Here is a 19862-nt window from a genome sequence, read left to right as displayed (position 1 = left end):
AACCGTAATAGGACGGCGGCGGCAGTGTTCTCCATCGATTGCTATCGGACCGCCGAGCTGAAGTGGCTGCGGCATTCGCGAAACGCTGAATGTGGCCAGAGCTTCGTCCGTGTGGAGGCTCTCGGGTGTTCGCTGGCCGGGATAGAGACAGGAATGGTTGAAGGCTCGACGGCGTGATGTGTCCGCTTGAGGCTTATCGGCAGTTGGTTTTCCCGGGGCCAGTTAGTCCAGATGTCTTTGCAGGCTTCTCATCAGCGTTTTAAGATCGGCAATACCCGTGTCACTCGGCAAAAGAAGCGAGATCGCTGCCTGGCTGTTGAAGGTGTTTGCCTTTTCGGCAGGGAAGGCGATCGTCTTGATCTCGCCGCCGCCGCCATGTTTTCTCGTGCCGAAGACATAACCTTCCGTCTTCAGCATGGTGATTTCCTGCATGACGGTATCAGCGTCGACGCCCCATTGGCCGTAACGCTCGGTATTGATCTCGATGATCCTGTCGCGGGCAGCTTCTTCCATCTGCGCTAGGACACAGACGCCACCGAGCCCGACGCCGAGTGGCAGGCGCCCACCGACGCCTTCGAACAGGGCCTGCATGGGAAGGTTCCCCAGTGCGAAATCCAGACAGACGGAATCCAGTCCCGAGCGCACCATGAGGTAACTCGACAACCCGGTTTCAGCGCTGATGCTGATGAGGGCCGGGCGATAGAAATTCACCATGTCGTTGATGCTGTGGGACTTGTTGGCCAGCGCATAGATGCCGGGACCCAGGCGATAGGCGCCGCGTCGACCCGATTGCTCGACAAGGCCGAACTGGCCGAGTGCGACAAGCGCCCGGTGGACGGCGGATTTGGCATCATCCAGTTGCGTCGCAAGGTCGGAAAGCGTCAGGCCGGGTGGATTGGCGTCACCGAGCGCCATGAGGATCTCGGCCGCGCGCATGACGTTGCTCGACGATTTCTTTTCCGCGCTCAATTTCCTGTCCTCCAAAGGCAATGTATCGGCCTGCATGTCTTCGACAGTGCAGGCCGATACGAGTTCAAGCTGTGAAACGTTTCCACCCGGCTTGTCAATTCCGGGTGAAATGCAACCAAAGCGAAGTCTCAGGCGTAAAGCGAGGCTGCCTCGCCGGCCGTCAATCGTCCTTCACGCACGTCGCGTTCAACCTCGGTCTTTCCTCGGCTGGCCGGGGCTCCATAGCCGCCTGCGCCGGGCGTGACGATTTCCAGGAGATCGCCTGCCTTGAGGTCGACCGAACCGTCGACGAAGACGTCGCGGTTGCCGTTCAACGAGAAGTAACCGCGGGCGCCTTCGAGACCGCCATCGATACCCCATGGGGCGGAGATCAGGCGCGAGCCCATGACCTGCACGCGGCAATCGGCCTCGGCGCGATAGACACGGCGCAGACCCATGCCGCCGCGGAACGTGCCGGCGCCCCCGGAACCATCGACCAGTTCATAGCGAAGGAGGGTGATCGGGTATTCGTTCTCGAGCGCCTCGACCGGAAGGTTGGAGGTGTTGGTCATGTGGACATGCACGCCGTCAAGACCGTCCTTGTTCCAGCGTGCGCCGGAACCGCCGCCGATGGTTTCGAGATAGACCCAGAGGCTCTTGTCCGGCCGTGTACCGTTGAAGCTTGCAACGCCGACTGAACCGTTGGAGGCGGCCGTCACCCGGTGCGGGATAACTTGAGCGAATGCGCCGTGGATGAGATCGACGACACGCTGGCAGGCGGTGATGCGTCCATCGACGGCTGCCGGATGGCCGCAGCGCAGAAGGCTGCCTTCTTCCGCCGTGACATGGATCGGGCGGGCAAGGCCTGCATTCGGCAGGATGGTCGGATCGACGATCGATTTCACCGCGTAATAGACCGTTGCCAGAAGTGCAGTATAGACGACGTTGAGGCCGGCGCGGACCTGCGGCGGGCTGACGAAATCGAGGTGCATTTCATCACCCTTGACCTCGATCGTGACGCCGAATTCCAGTTCGCCGACAAGCGCCTCGCTGTCGAAACGATCCTTGAAGGAATAGGTGCCGTCGGGGATGGAGGCGATGCCGAGGCGCATCTTGCGCTCCGCATAGTTCATCAGTTCTGCACCTGCGGCGAGAACCGTGTCGAGACCATATTTCTCACAGAGTTCGTTGAGGCGGGTAATGCCGAGGCGGTTTGCAGCCATCTGGGCACGAAGGTCGGAAACGCGCTCGTGCGGAACCTGGCAGTTGAGGAGGAAGAGGCGCTGGATATCTTCCTGCAGCACGCCTTCCCTGTAGAGCCGCACCGGCGGAATGCGCAGGCCTTCCTGATAGATATGCGCGTGGCCGCGATCGGCGAAGTCGGAATGGTGGGCGGTATTGATTGCCCAGGCCACAAGCCGGTTCTGGACGAAGATCGGCGAGGCCATGACGATATCGGGCAGGTGGGTGCCGCCGCCTTCATAGGCATCGTTGCCGATGAAGATGTCGCCCGGCTTGATGTTTTCCAGACCCGGCGTTTTCATCAGATAGGGGATGAAGCCGATGAAGCTGCCGAGATGCATGGGGATGTGCTCGGCCTGGCACAACATCGCGCCATTGGCATCGAAGAGAGCCGTCGAGCAGTCGCGGCGCTCCTTGATATTGGTGGAATAGCTGGCGCGGACGAGCGCCTCGCCCATTTCCTCGACGGTCGAAGCAAAAGCGCTGGCAATCACTTCAACGGTAATCGGGTTGATGGCCGTGGTTTGTTCCTGATTGACGTTCAGCATCACTTCGCCTCAAGCATGAGATTGAGATAGGCATCGACGGTCGCGGTCGTATCCATCGGCACAACGGTGGTGGTATCCATCTGGTCGATGATCGCGGGACCTTGGACGACATTGCCGGCTTTCAGCTTGGCGCGATCGTAAAGCGTCGCGGTGACGAAGCCGCCGGCTTCCATCATCCAGACTTCGCGCGAACCGGTAATCGCAGCAGACGAATCCGGGCCTTCGATTTCGGCCGGCTGGAACTGCGCCTTTTCAACAAGCCCGCTTGCGGCAAGACGGAAGGTCACCATCTGCACCGGCTCACCTTCGGCAATGAAGCCGTAGAGCTGGCGATGGGCGTTGAGGAAGGCTTCCTCGATCGCTGCAAAGGTTGCGGCCGTGACCGTCCCGGCCTGTACCGGGACCGAGATTTCGTAGTTCTGGCCGGCGTAACGGACATCGACCGTGCGAGAGATCTGCTGTGCCTGCGGGGCAATGCCTTCGCTTTCGAACCAGGCATAGGCCTTGGCTTCGAGGGCTGCATAGATTTCGCCGATGCCATCAGCGCTTGCCTCGTCGAGGCGGGTCAGCTGGGTGGAAGAGAAATCGGTGCGCAGATCGGTCATCAGCAGGCCGAGAGCGCAGAGGACGCCGGGCGTGCGCGGGATGAGGATGCGCTTCATGCCGAGTTCCTTGGCAAGACGCGCGGCGTGAACCGGCCCGGCGCCGCCGAATGCGACCATGGTGTATTCACGCGGATCGTGGCCGCGCTGCACGCTGATGACGCGGATGGCCTTGGCCATGTTGGCGGCAACGATATCGAGAATGCCGTTTGCCGTTTCCAGAACGCCCATGCCGAGCTTGTCGGCCAGCGTCTGAATGGCAGCGCGCGACAGGTCCTGATCGATCTTCATGCGGCCGTTCAGCAGATATTTCGGGTTCTGCGTCTGGAGGAGCACGTTGGCGTCGGTCACGGTTGGTTCCGGGTTGCCGAGACCGTAGCAGGACGGGCCGGGATTGGCGCCGGCGCTGCGGGGACCGACCTTTAGGAAACCACCATTATCGACATAGGCGATAGAACCGCCGCCGGCGCCGACCGTGTGGATGTCGAGCATCGGCGCCTTGATCGGATAACCGTGTACAACGGATTCGTTGACGACCTGGCACTTGCCGCCGGTCAGAAGTGCAACGTCGCTCGACGTGCCGCCCATATCGAAGGTGATGAGGTTTTCGATGCCGGTCATGCGGCCGATCGCCTGGGCTGCAACGACGCCGGTGCTCGGGCCGGAAAGCACCGTGCGCACCGGCAGATCGGCTGCCGCATCAAAACCGATGACGCCGCCATTAGACTGGGTCAGCTGCGGGGCGACGGAGATGCCGAGGTTTTTCAGCTTGCCGCTGAGCGCATTGACATAACCCTTCATGACCGGGCCGAGATAGGCATTGACGACCGTCGTCGACAGGCGTTCGAACTCGCGGAATTCGGGCGCGATCTTGTGAGACAGGGCGGAGAAAGCTTCCGGGAACTCTTCTTCGAGAATGCGGCCGGCAATTGCCTCGTGTTCTGAATTCAAGAAGCTGTAGAGGAAGCAGACGGCGACTGATTTGACGCCGGCCTTCTTCAGCTCGCGAACGGCAGAGCGGAACTCTTCCTCGTCGAGCGAGATTTCGGTCTCGCCGTTCGACAGGACACGTTCCTTGACGCCGATGCGCAGATCGCGGCTGACCAGCGTATCCGGCTTGTCGGCCTGGATGTCATAGAGATCCGGACGCTTCTGGCGGCCGATTTCCAAAAGGTCGCGAAAACCGTCGGTGGTGATGAGGCCGGTCTGGACACCGCGGCCCTGGATGAGCGCGTTGGTGGCGACCGTCGTGCCGTGGCCGAGGAAGGCAACCTCGGCAGCCGTTGTGCCAACTTCACTTATGCCTTCTTCCACCCCTTGCGTGATGCCGCGGGACGGGTCGTCGGGGGTGGACGACACTTTCCAGATCTTCACCTCGCCGGTGGTCTCTTCAAACAAACATACATCGGTAAACGTACCGCCGGAATCCACGCCAATGCGCCAGACCATGAAGTTCCCCTTCTTGTTTTGAGGCCGTTTGCCCCGAAGTGCCTTCATGTAAGAACCGAAGAAAAAAACTGTCAACTAAATTCCAATAAATGGATCATATATTATTTTATATTCTGATTAAAGGAATAAGGCGTGATTTTTTGATGCTTGCTAGCTATGGAAGGCGCTATTATTCCTATAATCGGACCACTGATAATTATTTGGCCCTTTTATTGGAATTGAGCTTGACGATTTTCATTTCTGGTCCTTAGCTTGATAGCCAACGGAAACCATCGGCCTCAAGCCTCTCGGATTTTCTCATGGCCGCAGCTTCGTCATCGGGTGGAATGGATGATGCTGGGAGCGCGGCAAGACAGGTTGATGCTTGATAGCAAGGCATCCGCGAAAGCATGAATACATGCGCGCCGAGCCTTGAAGCCAGAAACAGACTGATCATAAAAGAGGGAACTGCTATGATTGTTAATCGACGAGATCTCCTCAAATATCTCGCCATCTCCAGCGCCGCCGCAGCACTTCCCGGTCAGCTTTTTGCTGCTCCGGCAGCGAAAACCCTGCGGGTCGGCCTTTCCACCTATCCGTCGCATTTCCGTCCGTGGATCAATGTCGGTTATGCGGGCCAGCTTGTTTCGGCGCTGATCAACCGCAATCTCGTCACCTATGATGCGAAGGGGCAGCTGGTCGGCGAGTTGGCGGAAAGCTGGAAGCGCGAGAACGACCTGACCTGGGCTTTCGTCCTCAAGGACGTGAAATTCTCCAACGGCCAACCGGTCACCTCGGCCGATGTGAAATGGACGCTGGAAAAGATCGCGGCTGAAGGCTCTGGCGCCTATATGCGCGATCCGGTGACCCAGATCTCCTCGATCGAGATCGTCGACGACCGTAACTTCAAGCTCGTCACCAAGGCACCGGACGTAACCATTCCCTCGGTCATGGCCTATCCCTTCCTCGGCATCATTGCCGCCGGTTCCACAGATGCCCAAGAACAGGGTGTCGGTGCCGGGCCGTTCACCATCGTTTCCGCCGAAAAGGGCGTCGGCATCTCGCTCACCGCATCGGAGCATTATTTCAAGGAGGGGCTGCCGTCCTTCAAGGATGTGCAGATCACTCCTTATGCGGACGAGAACCTGCGGGTCGCGGCACTCACCGCCGGCGATGTCGACCTGATCGACTACGTACCGTGGAGTGCGATGGACACGATCGACAAGGACGCCAATCTCAAGCTCGACGCCATGGCTTCCGGTGCGTTCATGTATCTGAGCTTCAACGGTTCGGGCGTGTTCAAGGATCCGAAACTGCGCCAGGCGGTTGCCTTCGGCATTCGCCGCGAGGAGATCGTCAATACCGTGTTCTACGGTCGCGGTGCTCCGCTTTCAGGCGTTCCGCGCCCGTCGGTTTCGCCATACTACAACAAGGAACTGGCCAATTACTGGAGCTATGATCCGGCAAAGGCAAAGGCGCTTCTGAAGGAAGCGGGCCACGAGAACGGCCTTGAGGTTTCGCTGCTGGCGACCTCGCAATATACGATGCATTCCGGCATTGCCGTTCTGGTTCAGTCGCATCTTGCCGAAATCGGTATCAAGGTGAACCTCACCATGCCGGACTGGGCGACCCGTGTGACCATGGGCAATCGTGGCGTCGGCGATTTCGCGGTCCAGGGTATCGGCATCGACACGCTGGATCCGGATGCGGCGGCAACCGTTATCGATCCGTCGCTGACGCAGACCTTCCTTCGCAGCCGCAATTTCGAGGTTCCGGGCCTTTCCGACCTGCTACAGCGCGGTCGGCAGGAAGGTGACGAGGCCAAGCGCATCGCGCTTTATGCCGAGGTCGACAAGCTTGTCTGCGACAATACCAGTTTCTGCGGCCTCGCTTATCGCGCGACAGGTTTCGCCCGTAACAAGACTGTCGGCAATCTCGAACTGCTGCCGGACCAGATGTCGCCCTTTTCGGCAACACTGTTCGACAAGCTGGCGCTTGCCTGACGCCATCTCCCCCAACGCTTCCGCTTGGCTTTCGATGCAGGCGGAAGCGGACTGGCGCCGGCTGCCGTGTCGCATGACTGCGGCGGCCAGTGCCGTGACGAAAAGAGAATAGGGGTTTCATGTTCTGGTTTCTAAGACGCGGGATCGCCAGTCTGGTCATGCTATGGGTGATCGTGACGCTGGTCTTCATGTCCATTCACTTCGTACCCGGTGACCCCGTCGAGCTGCTTCTTTCACAGGATGGCGGTTCTGCCGATCCGGCGACCGTGCAGATGATCCGCGAGGATCTCGGGCTGAACCGTCCGATCGTAGAACAGTATGTCGAAAAGCTGAAAGGGCTTGCCTCCTTCGACCTCGGGCGCTCCATGGTCGACGACAGTTCGGTCTCGGCGGAAATCGCGCGGCGGCTGCCGCGTACGCTGGAACTGATCGGGCTTGCGGCGCTGATCAGCCTCGTGATCGGCATTCCTGCGGGCATATACGCTGCGCTTCACACCGGCAGAACGTTCGATCGCGTGGCGTCCTATCTGGCAGGCTTTGCGCAGGGCATTCCGGTTTTCGTGCTGGGCACGCTTCTCATCCTCGTCTTTTCGCAGATGCTGAAACTGACTTCGGCGGGTGGTTTCGTGGCTTTTTCGCAAGCGCCGGGCAAGCATATGGGGTTGCTGCTCATGCCATCGCTTTCAATCGGTATCGGTCTTGCCGCGATCGTCTTCCGGATCACCCGCGCTTCGACGCTGGAAGTATTGCCGCTCGACTACGTGCGCACCGCTCGCGCCAAGGGGCTGGGTGATCGCCGCATCGTGCTCCACCATATCCTTCGCAATGCGCTGATCCCCGTCATCACCATTTTCGCGCTGCAGATCGGCTCGCTGCTCGGCGGCACGGTGCTTGTCGAATATGTGTTCAACTGGCCGGGGCTTTCGGGAATGCTGGTCAGCGGCGTCAATGCCCGTGATTATCCGACCGTGACCGGCGTCATTCTGGTGATTTCGGCGCTCTTCATCGGCCTCAACTTCCTGGTCGATGTGCTCTACGGCCTGACCGATCCGCGGGTGCGCAAATGACCGGAACCTCTTTGAAATTCACATCACGTCAGATTCCGGCCGTTCTTCTGGCCTTGCTGCTCGTCGTCAGTCTTCTCGCGCCCGTTCTGCCGTTGCAGGATCCCTTGTTGATGGATACCGCGGCCCGCTTTGCCGCTCCCTCGGGCGCGCACCTGTTCGGGCAGGATGAATTTGGCCGTGACATTCTGGTGCGCCTCATCTTCGCGATCCGCAACTCGCTGATCGTGGCCTTTGCCGCCGCCATTCTGGCGGGCGTCATTGGCACGGCGCTCGGTGTTATGGCCGGTTACTCGCGCGGGCTTACCGAAATGCTGGCGATGCGGTTCATCGACATCGTGCTCTGCTTCCCGCCGCTGCTGCTCGCGATGCTGGCGGTGACGCTTTACGGGCCGGGGCCGGTGACGCTTATTCCCGTACTTGCGATCGTTTTCGTGCCAAGCTTCACGCGTGTGGCGCATGCCAGCGTGCTTTCGGTTCGCTCGCAGGATTATGTCGAGGCTGTGCGCAGCATGGGGGCGAGCAATGCGCGTGTGATGTTTTCCACCATCCTGCCGAATATTGCCGGTCCGCTGATCGTGCAGTTTTCGTTCACCGTCGCAGTGACTGTGGTGCTGGAATCCGGCCTGTCCTTCCTCGGGCTTGGCGTGCTGCCGCCGGCGCCGTCGCTCGGGCTGATGATCGGGACCGGTCGCGCCACGCTGGCGCAGGCGCCGATGCTGCTCGTCTGGCCCTGCGCGGCGCTGACGGCGATGATCCTCATTCTCAATGCCTTCTGTGACGACCTGCGTGACAGGCTCGATCCGAAATCCAGCAAGATCAGGGGGCAGTGATGTCGATAGCCGAAACCACGAAAAAGCCCGGCCTGTCGATCTCCGGCCTCAACATCTCCTTCCGCAACAAGGATGGATGGACCTCGGTCGTGCGCAATCTCGGCTTCGATATCGCGCCCGGCGAGACCGTTGCGATCGTCGGCGAATCCGGGTCGGGCAAGAGCGTCACTGCTTTGTCCGTGCTTGGCCTGTTGCCGCAGCAGTCGACTCGTATCGAGGGCTCGATTAGGCTCGGGGACAAGGAGCTTCTCTCTCTTTCGCCGAAAGCCTTGAAGGCGCTGCGTGGCAACGAGATCGCAATGATCTTTCAGGAGCCGATGACGTCGCTCAACCCGACAATGTGCATCGGCGACCAGATCGCCGAATCCATCATCGCCCATCGCGGGATCTCCAAGGCGGAGGCCAAGGTTGAGGCGATCCGGCTGATGGAGAAGGTGCATATTCCGTCGGCGGCGCGCCGTTACGGTGAATATCCGCATCAGTTTTCCGGCGGTATGCGCCAGCGCGTGATGATCGCCATCGCGCTTGCCTGCAAACCGGCACTGCTGATTGCCGACGAGCCGACGACGGCGCTCGACGTGACGATCCAGGCGCAGGTGCTGAACCTGATCAAGGAATTGCAGGAAGAAGAGGGTATGGCGGTTCTCTTCATCACCCATGACATGGGGGTGGTGGCCGAAGTCGCCGACCGCATGGTGGTAATGTATCGCGGCGATGTGGTGGAAGAGGGCACGACGACCGAAATCTTTGCCAATGCCCGGCATCCTTACACCAAGGCGCTGCTTTCCGCCGTGCCGCAATTGGGATCAATGAGCGGTTCAAGCGATCCGCAGCCTTTTGCCATCTACGATATCAATACCGGCCTTGCCGCCGAGGCTTCGGTTTTGAAATCGACCGTGGATACTTCGGAAATCCTGCTCGACGTGAAGGACCTGTCGGTTCGTTTTCCCGTGCAGCAAACGATCCTTGGCAAGGTGACGGCGCGTGTGCATGCGGTCGAAAATGTCAGCCTGACGCTTGCGCGCGGGGAGACGCTGGCGATCGTCGGAGAATCCGGCAGCGGCAAATCCACGACGGGCAAGCTGATCACCGGTCTCTTGCATCCGACAGCCGGCAAGGTGGAGATTTGCGGCAAGCCGATGCGCAGCGACACACGACAATCACTCAGCCGCTCGGTGCAGATGATCTTTCAGGATCCGTTCGCCAGCCTCAATCCGCGTCTGACGGTTGGCCGGGCGATTACCGAGCCGCTGCGCATCCACAAGCTGGCGACCGAAAAGGAGCAGGACGAGATTGCCGCCTCGCTACTGACGCGTGTCGGCCTGTCTCCCGATATCGCCAAGCGTTATCCGCATGAATTTTCCGGCGGTCAGCGGCAGCGCATCTGCGTTGCCCGCACGCTGGCGCTGAAACCGAGCGTGATCATCGCCGACGAGGCGGTGTCGGCGCTCGACGTGTCGGTAAAGGCGCAGGTGGTCAACCTGCTTCTGGAACTGCAGCAGGAGATGCAGCTCGGCTTCATCTTCATCAGCCACGACATGGCTGTGGTCGAGCGGATCAGCCACCGCGTGGCGGTGATGTATCTCGGAGAAATCGTCGAAATCGGGCCGCGGGCGGCGATCTTCTCCAATCCGGTTCATCCCTATACGCGTCGTCTGATCGAGGCCGTGCCGGTTCCCGATCCGTCGCGGCGGCGTGACCGTCACAAGATCGCCGACAGCGAGATCCGCAGTCCGGTGCGTCCCGGCGATTATGTGCCGCCAGCGCGTAGCTATCGCGAAGTGTCGCCGGGCCATCTGGTGCAGGACGCCGGCCCGGAATGGGCGGCTTGAATTTTTAATAGACAATCGAGGCAAAAGGCCATGTCACTCTCCATTCCCGTTTCCCCTTTTCAAGGCGATGCCGAACTTCCGGCGCATGCCGATGTCGTCGTCATCGGTGGCGGTATTATCGGCATCAACACGGCACTGACGCTGGCGGAGCGCGGGGTTTCAGTCGCAGTGGTGGAGAAGGGCGTGATCGGCGGCGAACAGTCTGCGCGCAACTGGGGCTGGACGCGCCAGATGGGCCGCGACCCGGCGGAAATTCCGCTGACCATGGCAAGCCTCAGATTGTGGTCGCAGATGAACGAGCGCACCGGTGAGGAAACCGGCTGGCGGCGTACTGGCATTACCTATCTCTGCTACAACAAGCGCGACATGGATATCTGGGGTGGTTGGTATGAAAAGGGCAAGGCTTACGGGCTGAACTCCGAAATGCTGACAGGGCCGCAGACCGAAGCGCTGCTGCCGGGATCATCCGGCGGGCTGATTGGCGGTCTTCACACGCCGAGCGACGGTCGCGCCGAACCGGCTTTGGCGACTGTTGCCATGGCGAATGCAGCAAGGCGTGCTGGCGCTCATATCATGACGCAGTGTGCGGCCCGTGGTGTCGAGCGCTCGGCGGGCAAGATTTCTGCCGTCGTGACGGAACGCGGCCGGATCACTTGCTCGTCGGTGGTGCTGGCGGGCGGTATCTGGTCGCGGCTGTTTGCCGGCAATATGGGTATCGATTTTCCGCAGTTGAAGGTGATGGGCACTGTCGCCCGTGTGACCGGTATCGAGGGCATTTCCGACATGCCGGTCGGTGCCGGTGATTTCGCCTATAGAAAGCGCCTGGACGGCGATTATTCGGTGGCGCTGCGCAATGCCAATATCGCCAATATCGTGCCGGACAGCTTTCGCCTGTTTGCCGAGTATATGCCGTCGTTCATCCAGACATGGCGGGAAATAAAGCTGCGGGTCGGCAAGCCCTTTGTCGACGAGCTGGTGATGCCAAGACGCTGGCAGCTGGATGAAAAGACGGCCTTCGAAGCGATCCGTACGCTCGATCCTTTGCCGACGAAATCCTTCAACCGCAAGGCGCTCGCCAATCTGGCACGCGCCTATCCGGCCTTCGCCAAGGCGCGTGTCGTCAACGAATGGGCCGGCATGATGGATGTGACGCCGGATGCGGTTCCGGTGATCAGCAATGTGCCTTCAACGCCAGGCTTCTTCATCGCGTCGGGTTTCTCCGGCCACGGGTTCGGTATTGGGCCGGGGGCAGGGCATCTGATGGCCGATATCGTCATGGGCGGCGATACGCTGGTCGATCCCGCGCCGTTCCACATTTCGAGACTTCGTCCGAAGCTGGCGATTGCCGCGTAGGAGCGGGCGGCTTTTTGTCATCATGGCAAAAAAAGACCTCCCATATGCGTTCGGGCAATATGGGAGGTTTAGTTGGGGAGGGGTGTCCGGCTTTCAAATTTCGTTCGCCGGGACGATCATTTATCCGGCGAGATCGCTGGTCAGCAGGCCGGCATAGGGGAAGAGGGCAGGAGAGCCGCCGCAATGGATGAAGAGAACGGAGCTGCCCTTTTCGATGCTGCCCTTTGCGACACAACCCATGATGCCGGCGAAAGCCTTGCCGGTGTAGACCGGATCGAGAAGCATGCCTTCGCGATTGCCGGCAAGCTTGATCGCGGCATTGCCCTCATCCGACGGGATGGAGTAGCCGGGGCCGATATAGTCGTTCTCGATGCGGATATCGTCTGCGGTCCAGCGCTTTTCGAGGTCGAGAAGGTCTGCGCCGGCATTTGCCATCACGGCGATACGTTCGCTGAAGGGTACGGCGCTGCCGGTGACGGCGATGCCGACGACTTCCGTATCCGGCCAATAGAGCGAGCAGCCGATATGAAGGCCGGCAAGCGTGCCGCCCGAACCGACCGGGGCAACGAGATAACGCGGAGCGGGCGTGCCGGCGGCGGCGTATTGCTCGGAGAGTTCCTTGACCGCGTTGACATAACCCATGGCGCCGAGTGCGCTCGCGCCGCCGAGCGGGATGATATAGGCCTTCTCGCCACGCGCCTCGGCCTGAGCCGCATGATGGGCCATGCGTGGGTTGATCTCGGTGAAATAGGCATCGGGATCGAGGAAGTCGATCTCAGCGCCGAAGAGGTGGTCGAGCAGGAGGTTGCCCTGATAGAGATCCGGACGATTGCCGCGCAGGACGAGAATGGGCTTCATGCCGTATTTACGTGCGGCTGCAGCCGTCATTCGGGCGTGGTTGGACTGGTGTCCGCCGGTGGTGATGAGCACCTTGACGCCTTGGGCGACGGCATCGGCCATCAGATATTCGAGCTTGCGCACCTTGTTGCCGCCACCGCCGAAGCCGGTGAAGTCGTCCCGCTTGACCGAAAGCGAAATGCCAAGCTCGGCGCTAAGGCGGTCCATCTTCTCGATCGGCGTCGGCAGATAGCCGAGGGAGAGCCTGGGGATCGCTTCGAGTTTCATGCAGATTTCCTCTTGAATCACGGGGTGCGGCGGGTCGCTGGCGACCGGCAATGATCAATGGATATATAATATATCCTATATCGATGCTGGCAAGATGCTTTCATTTGTGGCATGCAATATAAAGAGGCAAATTATTGCCCCGGACCCGAATTATAGAGAAAAAGGACCCGTCCATGAGCGCACCTGTGATGACCGTGTCGGGCCTGAAAACCTCCTTCCGCCGCAAGGGTGTGTGGCTGCCCGTCGTGCGTGACGTGTCCTTCGATATTCATGCGGGGGAGACATTGGCGCTGGTCGGTGAATCCGGTTCCGGCAAGAGCGTGACGGCCATGTCGATCATGCGGCTCTATGCGCCGGAGACCTGCCGGATCGAAGGATCGGTGAAGCTTGAAGGTCAGGAGCTGACGACGCTGCCGGAGCGCAAGATGCGCGACGTTCGCGGCGACCGGATCGCGATGATCTTCCAGGAACCGATGACCAGCCTCAATCCGTCGCTGACGATCGGCGACCAGATTTCCGAGGTTCTGGTTGCACATCGCGGTCTGTCGTTGACCGACGCGATGAAAGAGACGCGCGGCTTGCTGGAAAAGGTCCGCATTCCATCCGCCGCCAAGCGTCTCGAAGAGTATCCGCACCAGATGTCTGGCGGCATGCGCCAGCGCATTATGATCGCCATGGCGCTTGCCTGCCGCCCGAAACTTTTGATCGCCGACGAGCCGACGACGGCGCTCGACGTGACGATCCAGGCGCAAATCCTCGAACTGATCAAGCTGTTGCAGGAAGAGGAGGGCATGGCCGTTCTCTTCATCACCCATGACATGGGTGTGGTTGCCGAAATCGCCAACCGCACGCTGGTGATGTACAAGGGCGAGGCGATCGAGCGCGGCCAGACCGAGCAGATTTTTGCCGAGCCGCAGCGGGGTTATACTAAGGCGCTTCTTTCCGCCGTGCCGAAGCTGGGATCGATGCAGGGCGAGGCAAGCCCGGCCCGGTTCCCGCTGGTGGATATCGAGACGGGCGTGCCGGTTGCGATGCCGGAGGTGAAGGACACCGTGTCTGCCGAGCCGGTGCCGCTTCTGCAGGTGCGCGATCTGGTGACGCGTTTCGATATCGGCAGCGGGTTTCTCGGGTCTACATCGGGCCGTGTCCATGCGGTCGAGAACGTCTCCTTTGATCTCAAGGCCGGGGAGACGCTGGCTCTGGTGGGCGAGTCCGGTTGCGGCAAGTCGACAACCGGCCGCACGATTATCCGCTTACAGGACGCAACGTCTGGCTCGGTGAAGCTTGACGGCAAGGAGATACTCGGCCTGACGGGCGACGCTATGCGCGCCATGCGCCGGCATATCCAGATGATTTTCCAGGACCCGTTTGCGAGTCTCAATCCGCGCATTCAGGTCGGTGATGCGGTGGCGGAACCGCTGCTTGCACACAGGATTGCATCCAGCAAAAGCGATGCCCGAGACCGGGTGGCGGACCTGATGGTGAAGGTCGGTTTGCAGCCGGATATGGCCAGCCGTTTTCCGCACGAATTTTCCGGCGGCCAGCGCCAGCGGCTGTGCATTGCCCGCGCGCTTGCCATGGCGCCGCAGATCATCGTGGCGGACGAGGCCGTGTCCGCGCTCGACGTGTCGATCAAGGCGCAGGTGATCAACCTGATGCTCGACCTGCAGGAAAGCATGGGGCTTTCCTACCTGTTCATTTCCCACGACATGGCGGTGGTGGAGCGGATGAGCCATCGGGTTGCCGTCATGTATCTCGGCGAGATCGTCGAGATCGGTCCACGGCAGGCGATTTTCGAAAACCCGCAGCATCCCTACACGAAGCGGCTTCTCGCTGCCGTTCCCATTCCGGACCCGGCTCGTCGCGGCATTCGCCGGGGCTTGAGCAACGAAGAGATCAAGAGCCCGATCCGGCCGCTCTCCTATGTTCCGCCGAAGAGGGATTATGTGGAGGTGTCGCCAGGGCACCTCGTGCAGTCCTGGGGTGATGAGTGGGGCAATGCCGCTGCCGCGGCGTGAATTGGCAGGGATTGAAAGAATGACAGTGTCGAACCGGGTGGCAATGATCAGCGGCGCATCGCGCGGTATCGGCGCTTCGATTGCGGAAAAGCTGCTTTCCGAAGGATGGTCCGTGAGCCTTGGGGTCAGAAACCCGGAGGCTTCGGTATTCAATGAGAATGCGAACGCGCTTGTCTGCCGTTTTGATGCGCTCGATCCTGAAAGCGAACGGTCATGGATGGAAGAGACGATTGCCCGTTTCGGCCGGCTGGATGGGCTCGTGCACAATGCCGGGATCATGACGCCGAAGACCGTGCTGGAAGCTGAAGACGCCGACTTCGACCTGATCTTCAATGTCAACGTGAAGTCGCCGATGCGTCTCAGTCAGCTGGCCTGGCCGTATCTCGAAAATGCCCCGAACGGGCGGATCGTGACTTTGGCATCGCTTTCGGGCAAGCGGGTGAAATCCGCCGGTTCCGGGCTTTATGCTATGTCGAAATTTGCGGCGGTTGCGTTGGGCCATGGTCTGCGCCAATGCGGCAAGGAGAACGGCGTTCGTTCGACGATCATCTGTCCGAGTTTCGTTGCCACCGACATGGGCAATGCGCTGGCGACCCGCGACAGTGCCGAGCTGACCCAGCCGGAAGATATCGCCAATATCGTTCACATGGTTCTTGAGCTGCCGAAGACGGCGAGCATTGCCGAGATCCCGGTCCATTACACCGTCGAAGACTGCTATTGATCAGCCGGATGGTCGGGCAAGCTGCGAAACGGCTCGCCCGACGAGGCTCTTATACTTCTTCGGCTGGGCCGATCTCGATCGGCAGGGCGGCATTGCCGGCCCATTCATGCCATGAGCCGACATAGATTTTCAGCTTGTCGAAGCCTGCGAGTTTCAGGCCATAAAGTGCGGTCGCCGCGCGTGCGCCGCGGTGGCAATAGGTGATGATCTCACGATCCGGCGACAGGCCGGCGGCTTCGGCAATTTGGCGGATTTCTTCGGCCGGGCGATATTTTCCGTCTTTCAGCACATCTTCGTAGAAGGCGAAATGCGAATGCGGAATGCGGCCGGGGCGGGCGCAGCAGGCGTGGTGGAAGGTGCCTTCGAATTCGGTCTTTCGGCGGACGTCGAAGATATAGGCACCGTGATCCGCGTGGTTCAGCACGTCATCAGTCGAGGCGACGAGTTCGCGGTGGAAGCTGATCCCCTTGGTTTCGGATTGTGCAATCACATCTGGCAAGCCTATTCCCGAAGCTGTTTCGCCGCCGGCGGCCTTCCAGGCCTGAATGCCGCCGTCGAGGATCAAGCCGCCCTTGAGGCCAACGAGTTCATAGAACCAGAGGCCGCGCGGCGAGATCATGCCGGTCTGTTCCTCGAAAAATACGGGGATGCGATCGCCGCCGAGGCCCAACCGGTCGAAGGCTTCGCGAGCGCCGGCGGCCATGCCGGTTATGCCCGCCTCGTTACTTTCTGGGATGAAATAGTCGTAGACATTGAGGCTGACCGCGCCTGGAATGGTGGCTTCGCGCCATGCCGCTTCCGGCCGCACGTCGACGGGAACGTACTTGCCTTCCGGAAGTAGCTTGATGAGTTCGGCGGCGGTGATGATCATGGCCGGATCCTTTCGGGAATGCGTATCAGATGGACGGCAGGAGAGTGCCGATGTTCAGGTCGTTGGCTCGGGTCAGCACACGAGCGGCAAAGGCGATGTCGAAGACGTTGAGGCCGAAGCTGGAGAAGTAAAGCGATGCGTCTGCCGGTGGTTTCCAGCCGTCGAGCAGCAGGGCGGGAAGATCTGCCGCGACTTGCTCCGGCGAAAATTCTCCGGCGCGATACATCTGGAACAGGCTTTTAGCGCTCTTCTCGGCGAAATCGCCCCAGAGATCGACGGTGATGAGATCGGTTGCCGCGATCGTTTCGAACATGACCTCGTGAAAGCCGATCTGCATGATCAGCCGACCGGGCCTGACCGCGGATTTGTCCAGAAACGGTTGTGGTGCAGACGTGCAGCAGATGACGACATCCACATCGGCCAGCGCCTCATGCCAATCGACATGGGGGAGGATGCGGGTGGAACCGTTGCCGGCCTGTTCGATCAGGGTATCGAGATTGGCTCGTGTCCGGTTCCAGAGATGGATCGCTTCGAGACCGGGAAACAGGGTCAGCAGCATATCGAGATGGGTCTGCGCATGCGCGCCGGCACCCAGCAGGGCAACGGTCCTGATGCCTTCAGGTTTGAGGGCCTTGATCGCAGCCGCCGAGACGGCTGCTGTGCGCATGCGAGTCAGAAGCGCGCTTTCGACGCTGCCGACCGGTGCGCCGTCGGACAATCGGTTGATCACCGTCGTGCTGCTGATGCTCGGCAGATCGCCGATCGGTTCTGCGCGGTGGACCGTCCATTTCAGACCGGCTGCATCATAAGCGCCGCCGACGAAGGCCGGCAGGCCATAGGCCTTGTTACGGGGGTCGGTTCCGAGCGGCATGACGCTTTCGGCGACCATGCCGGCTTCGCCGCCGCGCAGGAGCCGGATTGTAGCCTGGATATCCTCGACCGCTGCGGTCCAATTGAGTGCGCCGACTTCGATTGCATCCTTGCGGGAGAGGTGGCGGATGGTGCTCACGCGGCCTCCGGTTCGTTTGTGACGTGTTCGAGCCAGAGCGTGATCGACTGGATGAACCGTCGAAATCCTTCGAGCGTCATGAATTCATCGATGCCATGTGCATTGCCGCCGCGACCGGCGCCAGCGAGCAGGAAGGATTTTGCATGCGGCGCGAAAGCATAAGCGGGGGCGGCGCCGATTGCCCAAGGCCAGATCTGCGGCGGGGCATTGGCGGTGGTCTCGTAGCTTTTGAGGAGGGCCGAGACGCCGGGGGCATCTGCTGTGAAACGGAAGCCGGGATAGCTGTCTGCAATATTGAGGGCTGCTCCCGGCGTTTTTTCGAGCGCTGTCCGATACTGGCTGAGGAAATCAGCCGGATCGAGGGAGGGTGGTGTGCGTAGTTCGAAAGCGGCACGCGCGCCATGCGGGATGACGCCATCGGAGCCGAGCGGCATGGTTTCGAGGCTCGATATGTTGAAGGATGCGGTCGAAAGGACGTGTTCGAGCAGGGTCTGTGCATCGCCTTTCAGCGAGAAGGTTTCGGTTCTGCGGAAGCGCAATTCGGCGGCGGGATCGAAGGCTTTTGCCAGGATGGAGATTATGCCTGCGGCTTCTGCATCGATTGCGATCTTTGCGAGTTCGCCGGTCGGCGGCTTGCCGATCAGGGAGAGGGCTTCGACCAGTCGGCTTGCGGGATTGGCGATCCACGGGGCGTTGCTGGAATGGATCGCCGCTTTCGGGCCACCCCATTGACCGCCGTCGACCCGCACCTCGCCTTTGGCGATGCCGGAAAAGCCGAGATAGACGCGCGGCGCGCCACCGCCATATTCGCAGAAGGAGGGGAAGATCGCGGAGGCGCTTTTGCGCAGCGGGCAATCCGAGGCGGCAAGATAGTCTCGCATCGCGCCGCTGCCGCTTTCCTCTTCGCCATCGACGAGGATTTCGACATTGACGCGGAGTTTTCCGGCATCGGCCAGCGCCTTCAAGGCGACGAGCATGCCGGCAAGCGGGCCTTTGTTGTTTTCCGCACCGCGGGCAACGAAGCTTCTCCCGATGCCTTCGAGATCGACGATGCCGCCCTTGAACGGATCGACGGACCAGCCTTCCGGCGAGGCGGGCATGACGTCATACATGTTGTAGAGGATGACTGTCTTTTCCGCGCCGACATCGATACGGGCATGGATGACCGGCGGGCGCCCTTTCGACGAAGCCGCCGAGATAATGGTTGCGCCGAGTTCGGTCTTCAGCCAGGTGACGACCGCATCCGCCTGTCGCGTGATCTGCCGTTCATCGCCCTTGACCGACGGGATTTCGCACCACTGCCGGGTAAGGTCTAGAGCGGCGTCGAAAGTGGCGTCCGAAGTCATAGCCTGATCCTCGGGTTGAGCCAGACATAGGCGAGATCGACAAGGAAATTGACGATGACGAAGACCGCTGCGGCGAAGAGAACGACGGCCTGAACGACGGGGAAGTCACGGTTCTGGATCGCCTCGACCGCCAGTCGACCGATGCCCGGCCAGGCGAAGATGATTTCCGTCACCAGTGCGCCGCCAAGCAATGAGGCGAAATACATGCCCTGTACGGTGATGACCGGGATCAGCGCGTTGCGCAGCGCATGATGAACGATGATCCGCCAGGACGAGATGCCCTTGGCGCGGGCCGTGCGGATGTAGTTTTCGCCGAGAACCTCGATAAGGCTTGCCCTGACCAGCCGGGTGATGGCGCTGAGATAATAGGCGCCGAGCGCGATGGAAGGCATGATCAGATGCCAGACAGAACCAATGCCGCTTGAGGGCAGCCAGCGCATTTTCAGCGAGAAGAAGATGATCAGCAGCAACGCTAGCCAGAAGACCGGGATGGCCTGGCCGAGCAGCGAGATGACGCGGATTGCGAAATCGATGGCGCTGTTCTTACGCACGGCAGCGATCGTGCCCAGCAGGAAGCCGAGGAGAGAGCTCCAGACAAGTGCGGTCATGGCGAGAAGCGCTGTTGCCGGCAGGCGTTCGATCAGAAGATCAAGCGCCGGGCGCTGGAAGCGTAGCGACATGCCGAGTTCGCCGGTTACCGCACTTGCCAGAAACCGGCCATACTGCACCCAGATCGGATCGTTGAAGCCCATGGCCTGACGGAATGCCTCGATCTCCTCGCGGGTGGCTTCCGGCGGCATCATCAATGCTGCCGGGTCGCCGGTCAGGAACAGGGCGAAGAAGACGATTGCCGAGACGCCGAACATGACGACGAGGCCTTGCAGTGCTCGTCCGGTGATAAAGCTCAAAGTCTTCATGT

The 19862-nt window shown here is 60.5% G+C and carries 15 protein-coding genes; 7 read left to right on the top strand and 8 right to left on the bottom strand.

Features of this window, described 5'->3' with window-relative positions; translation table 11 throughout:
• Positions 1–222: 222 nt before the first annotated feature.
• From HNQ72_RS29035 to HNQ72_RS29025, 3 genes are all read right to left on the bottom strand, one after another.
• Entirely contained in the window at positions 223–969 is a 747-nt protein-coding gene (locus HNQ72_RS29035) for an IclR family transcriptional regulator (RefSeq protein WP_183997952.1), read from the bottom strand.
• Positions 970–1097: 128 nt separating this feature from the next.
• Complete coding sequence (locus tag HNQ72_RS29030) at positions 1098–2738, bottom strand: hydantoinase B/oxoprolinase family protein (RefSeq protein ID WP_183997950.1); 1641 nt, start codon at positions 2736–2738, stop codon at positions 1098–1100.
• Complete coding sequence (locus HNQ72_RS29025; protein WP_183997948.1) at positions 2738–4789, bottom strand: hydantoinase/oxoprolinase family protein; 2052 nt, start codon at positions 4787–4789, stop codon at positions 2738–2740. Before HNQ72_RS29025 ends, HNQ72_RS29030 begins: the two co-directional genes overlap by 1 nt.
• Positions 4790–5241: 452 nt before the next feature.
• On the opposite strand from HNQ72_RS29025, the gene HNQ72_RS29020 reads away from it, so the two are divergent.
• The 5 genes from HNQ72_RS29020 to HNQ72_RS29000 all read left to right on the top strand — a co-directional run bounded on the left by HNQ72_RS29020 (position 5242) and on the right by HNQ72_RS29000 (position 11853).
• Positions 5242–6771, top strand: a complete 1530-nt coding sequence (locus HNQ72_RS29020) for an ABC transporter substrate-binding protein (RefSeq protein WP_183997946.1) — start codon at positions 5242–5244, stop codon at positions 6769–6771.
• Positions 6772–6890: 119 nt separating this feature from the next.
• Entirely contained in the window at positions 6891–7838 is a 948-nt protein-coding gene (locus HNQ72_RS29015; RefSeq protein WP_183997944.1) for an ABC transporter permease, read from the top strand.
• Positions 7835–8668, top strand: coding sequence for an ABC transporter permease (locus tag HNQ72_RS29010; RefSeq protein ID WP_244654627.1), 834 nt, complete (start codon positions 7835–7837; stop codon positions 8666–8668). The genes HNQ72_RS29015 and HNQ72_RS29010 overlap by 4 nt, the downstream gene beginning before the upstream one ends.
• A complete protein-coding gene (locus HNQ72_RS29005) occupies positions 8668–10500 on the top strand; it encodes an ABC transporter ATP-binding protein (RefSeq protein ID WP_183997963.1) in 1833 nt (610 codons plus the stop codon). Before HNQ72_RS29010 ends, HNQ72_RS29005 begins: the two co-directional genes overlap by 1 nt.
• A gap of 30 nt (positions 10501–10530) precedes the next feature.
• Positions 10531–11853 (top strand): NAD(P)/FAD-dependent oxidoreductase, encoded by a 1323-nt coding sequence (locus HNQ72_RS29000; RefSeq protein WP_183997942.1) that lies wholly within the window; start codon positions 10531–10533, stop codon positions 11851–11853.
• Between the two features lie 120 nt (positions 11854–11973).
• Here the strand turns inward: HNQ72_RS29000 and HNQ72_RS28995 are convergent, their stop codons facing one another.
• Positions 11974–12978 (bottom strand): 1-aminocyclopropane-1-carboxylate deaminase/D-cysteine desulfhydrase, encoded by a 1005-nt coding sequence (locus tag HNQ72_RS28995; protein ID WP_183997940.1) that lies wholly within the window; start codon positions 12976–12978, stop codon positions 11974–11976.
• Between the two features lie 173 nt (positions 12979–13151).
• Here HNQ72_RS28995 and HNQ72_RS28990 point away from each other — a divergent pair, with 173 nt between their 5' ends.
• Entirely contained in the window at positions 13152–14996 is a 1845-nt protein-coding gene (locus HNQ72_RS28990) for an ABC transporter ATP-binding protein (protein ID WP_183997938.1), read from the top strand.
• 19 nt (positions 14997–15015) lie between these two features.
• Positions 15016–15717 (top strand): SDR family NAD(P)-dependent oxidoreductase, encoded by a 702-nt coding sequence (locus tag HNQ72_RS28985; RefSeq protein ID WP_183997936.1) that lies wholly within the window; start codon positions 15016–15018, stop codon positions 15715–15717.
• A 49-nt stretch (positions 15718–15766) separates the two neighbouring features.
• Here HNQ72_RS28985 and HNQ72_RS28980 read toward each other — a convergent pair whose 3' ends face one another.
• From HNQ72_RS28980 to HNQ72_RS28965, 4 genes are read right to left on the bottom strand one after another with little or no spacing between them, the layout of a single operon-like run.
• Positions 15767–16588, bottom strand: a complete 822-nt coding sequence (locus tag HNQ72_RS28980; protein WP_183997934.1) for a sulfurtransferase — start codon at positions 16586–16588, stop codon at positions 15767–15769.
• A gap of 25 nt (positions 16589–16613) precedes the next feature.
• Positions 16614–17597 (bottom strand): ornithine cyclodeaminase, encoded by a 984-nt coding sequence (locus HNQ72_RS28975; protein WP_183997932.1) that lies wholly within the window; start codon positions 17595–17597, stop codon positions 16614–16616.
• Entirely contained in the window at positions 17594–18943 is a 1350-nt protein-coding gene (locus tag HNQ72_RS28970) for a M20/M25/M40 family metallo-hydrolase (RefSeq protein ID WP_183997930.1), read from the bottom strand. The genes HNQ72_RS28975 and HNQ72_RS28970 overlap by 4 nt, the downstream gene beginning before the upstream one ends.
• Complete coding sequence (locus HNQ72_RS28965) at positions 18940–19860, bottom strand: ABC transporter permease (protein ID WP_183997928.1); 921 nt, start codon at positions 19858–19860, stop codon at positions 18940–18942. Before HNQ72_RS28965 ends, HNQ72_RS28970 begins: the two co-directional genes overlap by 4 nt.
• Positions 19861–19862: the final 2 nt, after the last annotated feature.

Origin of the sequence: Aliirhizobium wenxiniae (assembly GCF_014201355.1) — a bacterium.
GTDB lineage: Bacteria > Pseudomonadota > Alphaproteobacteria > Rhizobiales > Rhizobiaceae > Neorhizobium > Neorhizobium wenxiniae.
Note: the sequence above shows the minus strand (reverse complement) of the source record. Positions and strands in the feature narration are given on the sequence as shown.